This window comes from Sphingomonas sp. R1 (assembly GCF_025960285.1).
Classification (GTDB): Bacteria; Pseudomonadota; Alphaproteobacteria; order Sphingomonadales; family Sphingomonadaceae; genus Sphingomonas.
Window position 1 is genome coordinate 2034334 of sequence record NZ_CP110111.1, and the last position, 12921, is coordinate 2047254.

The following is a 12921-nucleotide window of genomic DNA, read 5'->3' on the forward strand; positions in this document are numbered from 1 at the left end:
CCCTCCGATGGTCAGAAGCGGTAGCTGATCGAGACGCTGCCGTTGCGTCCCGGCTGGGTGTAGGCGTCGGTGATCGTCGAGCTCGCGGCGAGGCCGCGCACGTCGTTCCACCAGGCATATTTGATGTCGAACAGGTTGAAGATGCCCGCGCGCAGCGTGAGCCCCTGGGTCAGCCGGACGAAGGCGGTCGCATCGACGATGGTGAAGGCATCGGGCCGGTAACAGGCGGCGGTGCACACGCCCGTCGTGGCGCTCAGCTCCTTGCGCGTGCTGTGCGTCACGGTCAGCTGGCCGCCAAAGGCGCCATCCGGTGCGCGATAGCCCAGCCCGCCGACGATCTTGGCGGGATCGACCGTCGAGAGCGATGCCCTGGTGCCGTTCCGGATCACGTCGCCATCGGCATAGGCGAAGGCGAGGTTGGCGCTCAAGCCGCGGCCGAGCTGCGCATCCACCCGCCCTTCGATGCCGTTCACCCGCGCCTCGTCGAGGTTGATGAACTGGTACACCGCCGGGTTGGCCGGGGTGAACGCGCCGCCCACCACTTCCTGCGAGATGAAGTTGTCGTAATCGGCATGGAAGCCGGTCAGCTGCACGCGCACCCCGCCGCCGCCGAAGCGGATGCCGCCCTCGACGCTACGGCTGGTCTCGGGCTTCAGATTGGGGTTGGGTTCCGAGCGATAGCCGAAGGCGAGGTTCTGGAAGAACTGGTTGACCTGGCTCGGCTCGGGCGCCTTGAAGCCCTGGGCATAGTTGGCGAACAGGGTCACGTCCGGGCTGAGCGCCCAGGTCGCACCGATCTTGGGGGAGACGCGCGACCCGCTCTGGCTGGCCGAGTTGAACGCCGGCAGCGCGGCGTCCTTCTTCGGATCGAGCGCATAATGATCGAAGCGCAGCGCCGGAAACAGCGTCACCGGGCCGAGGCTGATCTCGTCCGAGACGAACAGGCCTGCCAGCGTGAAATCGGTGATCGGGAAGGCGCGGGTGGGATAGGTCTCCCCCGCCGGCGGCACGGTGCCGTCGCGGATGCCCTCCTGCCGGGTGCGGCTGGCATCGGCACCGAGGATCAAGCGGTGGCGGAGCGCGCCCGTCTCGTATCCGAACACGATCTCGCCCGATCCACCGAACACGCGATTGTCGAAGGTGTTGAGGCGCGTGCGATCCGCGAGCACGGTCCGGTCCTCGGCGGAGAACTGGCGGTCCCTGGCCTGCTGCCAGTAGAGGCTGAGCCGGGTGCGCTGGATCGCGCCCTGGCCGTCCCAGGTCCAGTCGAACGCGGCGCGCTTGCGCTTGGTGCTGTCACTGGCGGTGGTCCCGGCGACACTCGCAGTGACACTGGTCAGCACGTTGCTGTCGAGATGGTTGTCCAGATACTCGCCGGTCAGCCGCAGCGTGTGGCCGGTGCCGGGCGCATAGACGATCCGGCCGAGCACCGCGTTCGAATCGCCGTCCTGCGGATTGGCCCTGGTGCGCGCCGCGCCGCTGCCGCCGACGCTGCCCTGGTTCTCCAGCTCGGCAAAATCGCGGCGGGTATAGGCGACCATCGCGGACCAGTCGCCGGACTTGCCCGCCAGGATGCCGGTCTCGCTATATTCCTGATCGGACGACTGGTAGCCCGCGCGCACCAGCCCGCCCACGGACTTGCCGCCGGTCAGGAAGTCGCTGGGGTCGGCGGTGGTGAAGCTGATCGCGCCGGCGAGCCCGTCGCTGCCATAGAGCGCCGAGGCCGGCCCACGGAGGATCTCCACCGATTTGACGAGGCCCAGATCGACATAGTCGCCGCGCCCCACGCTCTGGGCGCCGAAGCTGAACCCGTCGGGCACGCGCACGCCGTCCACCTGGATCAGCACGCGATTGCCGCCGATGCCGCGGACGACGAATCCTTCGTTGCCCGCGCGGCCGGTGGTGCCCGATGCCGCGCCGAAGCGGGCCGGCTGGCGAGGCACGCTTACGCCCGGTTCGAAGCGCACCAGATCCTTCACGTCGTTCACCAGCTGGTCGGCCATCTTCTCGTCGGTAACGACGGTGACGGTGGCGGGCACCTTCTGCGTATCCGTGGCAAGACGCGTCGCAGTCACGGTGATGGTCGCGGGATCGGCGGCCGCCGGGTCGGCGGCGGCGCCCGTCTGCTGCGCCTGGGCCAGCGCGGGCACGGCAGCGAGATAGGCGAACAGGCTCGCCGCCCCGGCAAGGCGGACGATGGAATGGATCACGAAAACTCCCCTTAGATGCGATTGCGACTGATTCGCATTCGCTATACTGCGAAAGCAGGGGGCGTCAAACCCATACCGTAACGATTTCGCGCCGGACGGCCGGTTGCCGCCGCCGGAACCCGCCGCCACAAGGGCGGTTGCCTTTCCCGTGTCCGCGAGCCCGCCATGTTCCGATTGCCCCGCACCGCCACCGCGCCCTTTTGCCCGTCCGAGGTGCGCGGCACCGTGACGGTGCCCGCCGGCCTGTCGCCGCTTGCCAAGCTGCTGCGCTACATGGGGCCCGGCCTGCTGGTGTCGGTCGGCTATATCGACCCCGGCAACTGGGCGACCGACATCGAGGCGGGATCGCGCTACGGCTATGGCCTGCTGTTCGTGATCCTGGCGTCGAGCGCAGCGGCGATGCTGCTCCAGTCGCTCTGCGCGCGGCTGGGCATCGCCACCGGGCGCGACCTCGCCCGACTGGTACGCGATCGCTACTCGCCGGGCGTGGCGAAGACCTTGTGGGTGTTCGCCGAGCTGGCGATTATCGCCACCGACGTGGCCGAGGTGCTGGGCAGCGCGCTCGCCTTCCAGCTGCTGCTCGGCATCCCCTTGTGGATCGGCGTGCTGATCACCGCGCTCGACGTGGTGATCGTGCTGAGCCTGAAGGGCCAGGGCTTTCGCCAGATGGAGGCGATCATGCTCGGGCTGGTCGGCACGGTCGCGGCCTGCTTCCTCGTCCAGCTGTTCCTGTCACCGCCCGAGGGTGCCGCGGTGCTCGCCGGCATCGTGCCCGATCCCGCGCGGCTCGCCGATCCGCATGCGCTCTATCTTGCGATCGGCATTCTCGGCGCGACGGTGATGCCGCACAATCTCTATCTGCACAGCTCGGTGGTGCAGACGCGCGTGTCCGGCGAGGGCGAAGCCGCCAAGCGCGAAGCGGTCCGTTATGCCCAGATCGACATCATCGCAGCCCTGCTCGCCGCCACCTTCGTCAACGCCGCGATCCTGATCGTCGCGGCCTCGGCCTTCCACGCTAACGGCAATACCGGCGTGCGCGAGATCGAGGATGCGTATCGCCTGCTCGTTCCCGCCACCGGCGCGGCGATCGCCGCCCCGCTGTTCGGCATTGCCCTGCTCGCCTCGGGCCAGAGCGCGACCTTTACCGGCACCATCGCGGGCCAGGTGATTCTGGAGGGCTTTCTCGATCTCAAGATCCCCTGCTGGGTCCGCCGCCTGATCACGCGCGGGCTGGCGCTGGTCCCGGCGCTGGTCGGCGTGCTCGTGCTGGGCGATCACGCGGTGGGCAAGCTCTTGGTGCTGACCCAGGTGGTGCTCTCCGCCGGGTTGCCCTTCGCGATGGCGCCGCTGTTGCTGCTCACTGCCGATCGGGGGCTGATGGGCCGCTTTGCATCCCCGCGCTGGCTACAGCTGGTCGGCTGGCTGCTGTTCGCGGCGATCACCGGTGCCAATCTCTGGCTCGTCTCCAGCCTGTTCGGCTGATGCGCGCCCGCTCGACGGGCGGTTGCGGCAGCGCTACAGAGCCTCGGTCATGAAACGTCCCCAGCTTTCCGTCGTCGTCCCCTGCTACAACGAAGAAGCATGCCTCGACATGCTCCATGCCCGTGTCAGCGCCGCCGCGCGCGATGCGGTGGGCGAATCGTATGAAATCGTCTTCGTCAACGACGGGTCGCGCGACCGCAGCTGGGAGGTGATGCAGCGCCTGTCCGCCGCGGACCCGCATCTCGTGGCGATCAACCTGTCGCGCAACCACGGCCACCAGCTCGCGCTCACCGCGGGTCTCGACCTGTGCGCCGGCGCGCAGATCCTGATCATCGACGCCGATCTGCAGGACCCGCCCGAGCTGCTGACCGAGATGCGTGCGACGATGGCCGCGCAGGGTGCCGACGTGGTCTATGCCGTCCGCCGCAAGCGCGAGGGCGAGAGCCTGTTCAAGAAGGCGACCGCCGCGATCTTCTACCGCATGCTCGATCGCATCACCGATACGCCGATCCCGCTCGACACCGGCGATTTCCGCCTGATGAGCCGGCGTGCGCTCGATGCGCTGCTGTCGCTGCCCGAACAGGCGCGCTTCATTCGCGGCATGGTCGCCTGGATCGGCTTCCGCCAGGTGCCCTTCGTCTATGACCGGCACGAGCGGCACGCGGGCGAGACCAAATACCCGCTCGGCAAGATGATCCGCTTCGCGCTCGACGCGATCACCGGCTTCTCCACCGCACCGTTGCGCTTCGCCAGCCATGTCGGCCTGCTGCTGACGGCGGCCTCGGCGCTGCTGGTGCTCTACATCCTGATCGCCTGGCTGCTCGGCCGCGCGGTGCAGGGCTGGACCTCGACGATGCTGGTCGTGGTGGTGCTGGGCGCGGTGCAGATGTTCGTGCTGGGGATGATCGGCGAATATCTCGGGCGGCTGTACGTCGAGTCGAAGCGGCGGCCGCTCTACCTGATCGCGGATGTGGCCGGCCCCGTGCAGGCGCATGCCTCGCTCGGCTATCGCCACCAGGATTCGGGTGCGATCAGCGTGTCGCCCCAGGCCCGGCACAACGACGCGGCGGAGTAAGCGGGGTTCCCCTCCCATCGGCGGGAGGGAGAACCAGGCTCAGCGCTTCGGCTCGGCCAGCACGATGATCGAGAGGCCCGGCGGCATCGGAAGGCGGCCAAGCAGGTGGCGCTCCAGCCCGAAGATCGTCTCGAACGCCTTGTTGAGCGCGGCGGGCGGCGGCGAATCGTCGCTGTCGTCCTTGCCCATCAGCTTGCCGGCAAAGCGCGCCGCCACCGCTACCGGAAAGAGGAGCGAGTTGAACCAGCGCAGCTTGTTCCATTTGAGCCCCGCCTTCTCCAGCGCGGCGAGCAGCGTGCGCTTGGAATAGCGGCGCTTGTGGTGGTTCACCACGTCGTGCGCGCTCCACATCCACTGGTGCGCAGGCACGGTGATCAGGATCTTGCCGCCCGGCTTGAGCACCCGCGCCATCGCCTTGAGCGCGGCCACGTCGTCCTCGATATGCTCCACCACGTCGAGCACCGCGACCAGATCATAGCTGCCGGGCTCGACGCCGCTCAGATCCGGCAGCGGCGAGGACCCCACCGGCTTGCCCAGCCGGGCGCTGGCGATGTCGCGCGCCGCCGGATCGATCTCGATCGCATCGACATCGCCGAACGCGCCGAGCATCGGCAGGTTGTGCCCGGTGCCGCAGCCGATCTCCAGGATGCGCGCGTCCTTCGGCACGGCGCCGTAGCGGTCGAGATAATCGGCCAGGATGTCGCGGCGGGCGCGGTACCACCAATGGGTGGAATCATGCGCCGCCATGCGGTCGTAAACGATGCGATCCATTCAGCCGAAAACCCACAAACGGTTGAGTGCAAAGGTGGCGAAGGGGGTGACGAACACCGCCGGCACCAGCGGCCACCAGGTCGGGCCGTGGACCCAGGGACCGGTGAGCACCCAGGTGAAGGCCGCGTTCATCAGCATGCCCGCCGATTGCACCATGAAGAACTTGAACTTCAGCGCCGCATTCTCCTCGGCGCCGTGGCCCTGGAAGCTCCAGCGGCTGTGGAAGACATAGCCGAAGATCACCGCGACGAGGAACCCCGCCACCGAGGCGAGCACCGGCCAGATGACATAGGTGGCCAGCGGCCAGTAGACGGCCGCATATACCACGGTGGAAAGCCCGCCGACGATCACGAACCGGACCAGCTGCCCCAGCACGCCGCTGGCGCGCAACGCTTCCACTCTCTGAAGTACCGCCGTCACTCTCGCTTGCCCTTGGACCCTGCCCCGCCCTAATGCGCGCCAGCATCCGAGGAAAGCGATTTTGACGCCCATCCCTACCCGGCTCTTCCGCCTGCGAGACGAATTGGACCGCCACTGGCTCGGCTGGACGCTGGTCGCCTGGGCCTGCGTGGTCGTTTGGTACCTCCAGCAGCGCCAGGGCAACATCTACTGGCTGACGCTGGGCGATACCGACGACAACATGCGGCTGATGCAGGTGCGCGCGCTGCTCGCCGGCCAGGGCTGGTACGATCTGCGCCAGTACCGGATGGATCCGGCGCTGGGCGGGTTCGACATCCACTGGTCGCGCATCGTCGATCTGCCGATCGCCGGGCTTATTCTGCTGCTCAAGCCCTTTCTGGGCACCGCGGCCGCGGAGAAATGGGCGTGCGGCATCGCACCCTTGCTGCCGCTGTCGATCGCGATGACGGGCCTCTCGCTGACCGTCCGCCGGCTGGTCTCGCCCTTCGCCTGGCCGATCGCGCTGGTGCTGCTCGTGGCCTTCTGTACGACGACGATGCCGATGTATGCCCCGCTGCGCATCGACCACCATGGCTGGCAGCTCGCCGCGCTGGCGATCACCGTCGCGGGCATCGCCGACCCCAAAGGGGCACGCGGCGGCGCGACGGTGGGGCTGGCGAGCGCCTTCTCGCTGTCGATCGGGCTGGAGCTGCTGCCCTTCTGCGCGATGGCGGGCGCGATCCTCGGCTTGCGCTGGGTATGGGATGCCGCCGAGCGGCTCCGCCTGATGGTCTATGGCCTGACGCTGGGGGGCGGCTCGGCGATCGGCTTCGTGCTGTTCGCGTCCAACGCCAACCAGGCGATGCGCTGCGACGCGCTGACCCCGGTATGGCTGAGCGTGCTGGTCGCCGCCGGTGCGCTGCTGGTGGCACTCACCCTCGCCAACCCGGCCTCGCGGCCGGTGCGCCTTGCGCTGGCGGCGATCGCCGGCGGGCTGATCGTGGCAGGCTTTGTCCATTTCTTCCCGCAATGCCTGGGCCGGCCGGAGCAAGTCTCCGACGAGCTGTACCGCACCTGGCTGTCCAACGTGCGCGAGGCGCGGCCGATCTATCGCCACCCGGCGGAGACGGCGGTGCCGGTGGCGATCGTCGCCGGGCTCGGCCTGACCGGCGCGCTGGTAGCGGTGTGGCATGCGCGGCGGACGCCGATGCTGGTCGGCTGGGCGGCGATCGCGCTGTTCACCGGCTTTGCTGGCGCGATGCTGCTCTGGCAGATGCGCGCGGCCCCGGGCGCGCAGCTGCTCGCGGTGGCGGGCATCACCGCGCTGATCTGGATCCTGGTGCCGCTGCTCGTGCGGCGCGGGCCGCTCTGGGCGCGAATCGGCGTCGCGCTGCTGGCCTTTGTCGGCGTCGGCATCGCCGCCAGCGGCGGGAAGCTGCCCTGGGCGACGAAGACCGCCGCCAAGCCCGGCATCGACAAGGTGCGCCAGGCGAACATCGCCTGCACCCGCACCTCGCAGCTGCGCACGCTCGATGCGATTCCGGCCGCGACGATGTTCACCCAGGTCGATCTCGGGCCGCGGCTGATCGTGGTGACGCACCATGATGCGGCGGCCGGGCCCTATCATCGCAACGGCCAGGCGATCCTCGACGTCCACCACGCCTTTACCGGCACGGCGGACGGCTTCCGGCCGATCGCGGCGCGCCACAAGGCCGCCTATCTGCTGCTGTGCCCGAACATGGCCGAGACGACGGTGTACCGTTCGCACAACCCCACGGGCTTCTACGTCCAGCTCGCCCGCGGCCAGGTGCCCGGCTGGCTGGAGCCGGTGCCGCTGCCCGACGGCACACCCTACAAGCTGTGGAAGATCCGCTACGACCGCTGAACCTGCCCCTCCTACCCGGGGAGGGGCACCGAGGTCACCCCGCCGCGAGCGCGGCGCGGATGCCGTCGATCACGAACTGCACCGCCAGCGCCGCAAGCAGCACGCCGAGCAGCCGCGAGACCACCGCCTCGATCTTCGCGCCCACCACCCGCATGATCGGCCCGGCGGCGAGCAGCGCGCCCAGCGTGAGTAGCAGGATGGTCAGCATCGCCGCGAGTACGACCAGCGACTGCTGGATGCCCTGGCTCTGCGACATCAGCAGCATGACCGACGCGATCGACCCCGGCCCGGCGATCATCGGCATCGCCATCGGGAAGATCGAGATGTCGACCGGATCCTCGGCCTTGACCTTCTCGGCGCGGTCCTCGCGCCGCTCGGTGCGCTTCTCGAACACCATTTCCAGCGCGATCAGGAACAGCATGATGCCGCCGGCGATGCGGAAGGCGTTGAGGCTGATCCCGAGCGCGTGCAGCAGCGCCTCGCCGAACAGCGCGAAGCCGAGCAGGATGATCGAGGCGACCATCACCGCACGCACCGCCATCGCGCGACGGTGCACCGAATTGGTCCCCGCCGTCAGCCCCGCGAAGATCGGCGCGCAGCCGGGCGGGTCGATGATGACGAAGAAGGTGACCAGCGAGGAGACGAACAGCTCGATCAAATCGCGTCTGCCTCGAGCGGCACCCCGGCATTGCGGTGGGCGGCGACCAGCGTGTTGCGCAGCAGGCAGGCGATGGTCATCGGGCCGACGCCGCCCGGCACCGGCGTGATCGCGCCGGCGACACTCGCCGCGCCGTCGAAATCGACATCGCCGACCAGGCCGTTCTCGGTGCGGTTGATGCCGACGTCGATCACCGTCGCGCCGGGCTTGAGCCACTCGCCCTTGACGAAATGGGGGATGCCCACCGCGGCGACGACGATGTCGGCGTGGCGGAGATAATGCGGCAGGTTGCGGGTGCGCGAATGGACGATCGTTACCGTCGCGCTCGCCTTGGTGAGCAGCGCCGCCATCGGCTTGCCGACGATGTTCGAGCGGCCGATCACCACCGCGTCGAGACCCGACAGGCTGCCCAGCTTGTCCTGCAGCAGCATCAGGCAGCCGAGCGGGGTGCAGGGCACGAAGCCCTCGAGACCCGTGGCGAGGCGGCCGGCATTGACCGGGTGGAAGCCGTCCACATCCTTGTCGGGGTGGATGCGCAGCAGCACTTCCTGCTCGTCGATGTGCTTGGGCAGCGGCAGCTGGACCAGGATGCCGTCGACACTGGCATCGGCGTTGAGCCGGTCGACCAGCGCAAGCAGATCGGCCTGCGTCGTGTCGGCGGACAGCTTGTGCTCGAAGCTCGCCATGCCGGCCTCGCGGGTCTGCTTGCCCTTGGAGCGGACATAGACGGCGGAGGCGGGGTCCTCGCCCACCAGCACCACGGCGAGACCGGGCACACGCCCCGCCGCCGCTTCGAATGCAGGAACCAGGGAAGCGATGCGGGCCCGCAGGCCCGCGGCAAATGCCTTGCCGTCGATGATCTCAGCCGTCATGCCCCTCGCCATAGAGGCTGCGGGCGATTTGTTCCAGCGCCGCACCGTCCCCGGCGATCGAAAGTCGCTTGAGCCGCGCCGTCTCGCCCGCGACCAGCGTCACGTCGCGCTTGGCGACCCCGAAGGTCTTGGCGACCAGCGGCACCAGCGCGGCATTGGCGGCACCCTCCACCGGCGGGGCGGCAAGGCGGGCGGCGAAATGCTCGTGCGTTCCGGCCGCCAGCACGTCGCGCGACGCGCGGGGCGTCACGCGCACCGCAATCTCGATCCCGGTGGCGCTGGGCCGCCAGGCCGGCACTTACACCCCGGCGCCGGCGATCATGAGCGCGATCCGCGGAATCACGATCGTCTGCAGGATGTAGAGGATCAGCAGGACGACCATCGGCGAGATGTCCAGCGCGCCGAAATCCGGCAGGATGCGGCGGATCGGGCGATAGAGCGGCTCGGTCATCCGCTGCAGCGCGGTCCATACCGAACGCACAAACTCGCTGTGCGTGTTGATGACGTTGAACGCGATCAGCCACGACAGGATCGCCTGGACGACGATGATCCACCAGACGATCGTCAGCACCACCTGCACGATCTGCAGCAACATCAGGCCAATCTGGGTCAAGTCTCTCTCCGCGACACCGTTTCAGGAGCGATATAGGATGGATCTGCCGCCGGACAATCCGGCGAAAGATCAGCTATGGACGAGCGTGCCTACGCCCTGGCGGGTAAAGATTTCCAGCAGCATGCCATGCGGGATGCGCCCGTCGAGGATCACCGCCGCGTCGACCCCCGCCGCAACCGCGTTCACGCAGGTCTCCACCTTGGGGATCATCCCGCCCGAGATCGTGCCGTCGTCCTTCAGCGCCTGCACCCGCGCCGCGTCCAGATCGGTCAGCAGGTCACCGGTCTTGCTGAGCACGCCCGGCACGTCGGTGAGCAGGAAGAAGCGCTTGGCGCCGCACGCGCCGGCGATCGCGCCCGCCATGGTATCGGCGTTGATGTTGTAGGTGTGGCCGTCCGCGCCCAGCGCGATCGGCGACACCACGGGGATGAAGCCCGAGGCGGCCAGCGACTGGAGGATGGAAATGTCCACCGCTACCGGCTCGCCGACAAAGCCCAGGTCGACATGCCGCTCGATGCCCTGCAGCGGATCGGCCTCGGTGCGCTGCACCTTCTCGGCGCGGACCAGCCCGGCATCCTTGCCGGAGATGCCCACCGCCTTGCCGCCGGCGGCTGCGATCCAGGCGACGATTTCCTTGTTGATCGATCCGGCGAGGACCATCTCGGCGATCTCGGCGGTGGCCTTGTCGGTCACGCGCAGGCCGCCCACGAAGGTTGATTCGACGCCGAGCCGCTTGAGCATCCGCCCGATCTGCGGCCCGCCGCCATGGACGACGATCGGGTTGATCCCCACCGCCTTCAGCAGCACCACGTCCTCGGCGAAATCGCGCGCCAGCTCGGGGTCGCCCATGGCGTGGCCGCCATATTTCACGACGAAGGTGGCGCCGGCATAGCGCTGCAGATAGGGCAGCGCCTCGGTGAGCGTTTCGGCCTTGGCGAGCAGCGCGGGATGGGGAGCGTGGTCGGTCATGCGCGGCCCTTTAGTGCCGCTTAGCCCCTACGTCCATCGAGTGCGCGACCGAGGGCAACCGCGCCGGTGATCAGGAACGGCACGAGCACGATCGACAACACCACCTTGGTCAGCATCTGCCCGGCCATCAGCTCGAGGATCGGGCGCTCGCCGAGGAAGGAGATGCTGATGAACAGCACGGTATCGACGATCTGCGAGACCACGCTCGCCACCATGCCGCGGAACCAGACCAGGCCGCTCGGCCCCTCCTGCCCGCGCAGCTTGTTGAAGATGAACACGTTGAGCGTCTGCGACGTGCCATAGGAGATGAAGCCGGCCAGCATCATACGCATCCCCTGCCCGACGACGATCGGGAAGGCGGCGACGGCGGGGGGGTACATGCCGGGATCGGTCGGCAGGATCAGCACAAGCTGGATCAGCGCGGCGGACATCAGCAGCGGCACGAAGCCCAGCCGCACCAGCCCGGTGGCGATCGCCTGGCCGTGCAGCTCGGCCACCGCGCTCGACAGCACGACGAGCAGCAGGAAGGCGAAGATCCCCGCCTCCACCGCGAGCGGCCCGAGGGCCACCTGCTTCACCCCCAGCACGCCCGCCATGCAGACCATACCGCCATAGAGGATGGCGTAGACGAACAGCGAGCGGGGGATGGCGAGCTTCGGGGTATCCATCGGCGGGTGCTAGCGCCAAAGCGCGCGCGGTGGAAGATGCCACGCGGTTCGCCCGTGTCCCGCGAACCGCGCGGTGCCTTGGTCAGTCCTTGAACGGCTTTAGCGTGACGATCGTCCCGTCCGGGCGGAAGGTCAGTTCGGTGATCTTGGCCGAGCGGAGGTGGTTCTTATTCGTCAGCTGGGTGTCGTGATACGCCAGATACCATTTGCCCTGGAATTGGAACACCGAGCCATGGCTGGTCCAGCCCTGCACCGGCTCCAGGATACGCCCGGCATAGCTGAACGGACCATAAGGGCTGCTGCCGATGGCATAGGCAAGGAAGTGCGTGTCCCCGGTCGAGTACATGTAATAGTATTTGCCGCCGCGCTTGAACATCCAGGCGGCTTCGAAGAACCGGCGATCATGGTCGCCGCCGAGGATCGGCTTGCCCTTCTCGTCGAGGATCACCGCGTCGCGCAGCGGCTCGGCGAGGCGCTTCATGTCGGGTGCCAGGCGCGCGACCTTGCCGGAAAGCGCAGGCTGGTCGTCCTTCTTCAGATCGGTATCGCCGGCATCGGGATCGTACTTGCCCGTCGCCCAGCGCTGGAGCTGGCCGCCCCAGATGCCACCCAGATAGAGATAGCTCTGGCCGTCATCATCCGTGAAGACCGCCGGATCCATCGAATAGCTGCCCTGGATCGGCTGCGGCTCGGCCTTGAACGGGCCGACCGGCGAGTTCGACGTGGCGACGCCGATGCGGAATACGCCCTGCTTATCCTTGGCCGGGAAATAGAGATAATAGGTGCCGTTCTTGAAGGCGGCGTCGGGCGCCCAGGCCTTTTCGGAGGCCCAGGGCACCTGCTTCAGGTCGAGCGCGACCGGGTGCACCGTCACCGGACCGCCGGGGCGGTCCATGCTCAGCACCTGATAGTCGTGCATCGCATATTGGCTGCCAAGATCGTCGTCGGGAATGCCCATGTCGACGTCGTGGCTGGGATAAACGTAGACCTTGCCGTTGAACACGTGCGCGGACGGATCGGCGAAGAACAGATCCTTGACCAGCGGCTGGGCGAGATAGTGCTTGCCGTCCGGGCTGCGGGGTTCGCCGGACGCATCGGCCGGCGTTGCGGCATTCGACGCGGTGTCGTTCTTGGCAGGGCCGCCGGTGGAACAGCCCGCCAACAGCGCCAGGGCGGCCGCAGCCGTCGAAAATGTCAGCGAAACGCGCAACAGCCTATCCTCTCATTTTTGTCTCGGCGCAGTCGATGCTGCCTCCCGGTAGCGCTACCATCCGCGCCGCGCCCGCGGCAAGGGGTTTGGCGCCGCCATGCCGCCGCTT

13 protein-coding genes are annotated in these 12921 nt (G+C 68.2%); 3 read left to right on the forward strand and 10 right to left on the reverse strand.

Annotated elements, in window-relative coordinates; all coding sequences use genetic code 11:
- Window positions 1–11: 11 nt before the first annotated feature.
- Complete coding sequence (locus OIM94_RS09940) at window positions 12–2210, reverse strand: TonB-dependent hemoglobin/transferrin/lactoferrin family receptor (RefSeq protein WP_264606579.1); 2199 nt, start codon at window positions 2208–2210, stop codon at window positions 12–14.
- Window positions 2211–2375: 165 nt separating this feature from the next.
- On the opposite strand from OIM94_RS09940, the gene OIM94_RS09945 reads away from it, so the two are divergent.
- Together OIM94_RS09945 and OIM94_RS09950 are read left to right on the forward strand one after the other, a co-directional pair.
- Window positions 2376–3692 (forward strand): Nramp family divalent metal transporter, encoded by a 1317-nt coding sequence (locus OIM94_RS09945; protein ID WP_264606580.1) that lies wholly within the window; start codon window positions 2376–2378, stop codon window positions 3690–3692.
- 49 nt (window positions 3693–3741) lie between these two features.
- A complete protein-coding gene (locus OIM94_RS09950) occupies window positions 3742–4767 on the forward strand; it encodes a glycosyltransferase family 2 protein (protein WP_264606581.1) in 1026 nt (341 codons plus the stop codon).
- Between the two features lie 39 nt (window positions 4768–4806).
- On the opposite strand, the gene OIM94_RS09955 is transcribed toward OIM94_RS09950, so the two are convergent.
- Window positions 4807–5538, reverse strand: coding sequence for a class I SAM-dependent methyltransferase (locus OIM94_RS09955; protein WP_264606582.1), 732 nt, complete (start codon window positions 5536–5538; stop codon window positions 4807–4809).
- Window positions 5539–5937 (reverse strand): GtrA family protein, encoded by a 399-nt coding sequence (locus OIM94_RS09960; RefSeq protein ID WP_264606583.1) that lies wholly within the window; start codon window positions 5935–5937, stop codon window positions 5539–5541.
- Window positions 5938–6019: 82 nt separating this feature from the next.
- Here OIM94_RS09960 and OIM94_RS09965 point away from each other — a divergent pair, with 82 nt between their 5' ends.
- On the forward strand, window positions 6020–7822 hold the full coding sequence (locus OIM94_RS09965; RefSeq protein WP_264606584.1) for an AcrB/AcrD/AcrF family protein: 1803 nt from the start codon (window positions 6020–6022) through the stop codon (window positions 7820–7822).
- Between the two features lie 34 nt (window positions 7823–7856).
- Here OIM94_RS09965 and OIM94_RS09970 read toward each other — a convergent pair whose 3' ends face one another.
- The 7 genes from OIM94_RS09970 to OIM94_RS10000 all read right to left on the reverse strand — a co-directional run bounded on the left by OIM94_RS09970 (window position 7857) and on the right by OIM94_RS10000 (window position 12812).
- The gene (locus OIM94_RS09970) at window positions 7857–8480 is read right to left on the reverse strand and encodes a MarC family protein (RefSeq protein WP_264606585.1); all 624 of its coding nucleotides are present in this window, start codon (window positions 8478–8480) and stop codon (window positions 7857–7859) included.
- On the reverse strand, window positions 8477–9352 hold the full coding sequence (folD, locus tag OIM94_RS09975; RefSeq protein WP_264606586.1) for a bifunctional methylenetetrahydrofolate dehydrogenase/methenyltetrahydrofolate cyclohydrolase FolD: 876 nt from the start codon (window positions 9350–9352) through the stop codon (window positions 8477–8479). The genes OIM94_RS09970 and folD overlap by 4 nt, the downstream gene beginning before the upstream one ends.
- Entirely contained in the window at window positions 9342–9650 is a 309-nt protein-coding gene (locus OIM94_RS09980; protein WP_264606587.1) for a DUF167 domain-containing protein, read from the reverse strand. Before OIM94_RS09980 ends, folD begins: the two co-directional genes overlap by 11 nt.
- Window positions 9651–9947, reverse strand: a complete 297-nt coding sequence (locus OIM94_RS09985) for a YggT family protein (RefSeq protein ID WP_264609876.1) — start codon at window positions 9945–9947, stop codon at window positions 9651–9653.
- Between the two features lie 87 nt (window positions 9948–10034).
- Window positions 10035–10934: an acetylglutamate kinase gene (gene argB / locus OIM94_RS09990; RefSeq protein WP_264606588.1), complete on the reverse strand. Its 900-nt coding sequence runs from the start codon at window positions 10932–10934 to the stop codon at window positions 10035–10037.
- A 20-nt stretch (window positions 10935–10954) separates the two neighbouring features.
- Window positions 10955–11602: a queuosine precursor transporter gene (locus tag OIM94_RS09995; RefSeq protein ID WP_264606589.1), complete on the reverse strand. Its 648-nt coding sequence runs from the start codon at window positions 11600–11602 to the stop codon at window positions 10955–10957.
- 82 nt (window positions 11603–11684) lie between these two features.
- Window positions 11685–12812 (reverse strand): glycoside hydrolase family 43 protein, encoded by a 1128-nt coding sequence (locus OIM94_RS10000; protein ID WP_264606590.1) that lies wholly within the window; start codon window positions 12810–12812, stop codon window positions 11685–11687.
- Window positions 12813–12921: the final 109 nt, after the last annotated feature.